This window comes from Vibrio sp. 970 (assembly GCF_033339075.1).
This window is the reverse complement of sequence record NZ_JAWOTW010000176.1, coordinates 1-841: the sequence shown is the minus strand read 5'-3', so window position 1 is coordinate 841 and position 841 is coordinate 1. Positions and strand designations below refer to the sequence as shown.

1 protein-coding gene is annotated in these 841 nt (G+C 49.3%); it reads right to left on the bottom strand.

Annotated features, from left to right (window positions below):
* Window positions 1-841, bottom strand: an 841-nt coding sequence (locus R7Q11_RS25515; protein ID WP_225466918.1) for an ExeA family protein, incomplete at both ends; no start/stop codon positions are given.

Below are 841 nucleotides of genomic sequence, written 5' to 3'. Positions count from 1 at the left end.
TGGATTGAGGCTCAGACAAGCAAAGATTATCGCGCACTGATGCTCGATATCCCCAAAGGCGGTAAAGATCATTCACGGCAAGATTGGATTGTTTCTGCGCCAACAGCATATCGCGCTGTGCATCAGTTAGCTGCTCACTTGCCATAAGAGGAGCAGGAGTAGACGAAGACGCAGCAACGGGGACTTCCGACATCGGAGCCTTAGGCTTCACTGGCATGTAATTTATTGCAGCCCAGCCGACGCCAACCGCTGCCATTACACCAATAGCAGCCGATACCCACGCTGGCCATGTAAATGACTGACGCGGTTTATCTTGTTCGTAAATGTCCGCCTGAAACTGCATGACTTCTTCGCAGGCTTGTTGCACCGTCTGTTTATCGACAACGACACTGCCCTGGTGATAACTCATATTCAATGCTTTATCACAAATCAGGTTGATGAGACGCGGAATGCCATGGCTATACTTCGCAATCAACTTACTGGAACTGCGATGAAACAGTTGCTGATCGCCACCAGCCGTGTGCAAACGAAACGCGATGTAATCCGCAGTCTCTTTCTCATCAAGAGGTAACAGATGATAACGGCCAGTGATACGCTGTGCGAGCTGACGCAACTGCGTAGTCTGTAACAAGCGTTGCAACTCTGGCTGCCCTACCAACAGCACTTTAAGCAGCTTTCTGGTATCGGTTTCTAAGTTCGTTAACAAGCGCAGTTGCTCAAGTACATCGGCAGCAAGATGTTGAGCCTCATCAATGACGAGCAACGTCTGCCAACCCACCTTGTGGTTACGCAGCAAATAGTGATGTATGACTTGGTTTAGCTGTTTTAACGTCGCATCCTG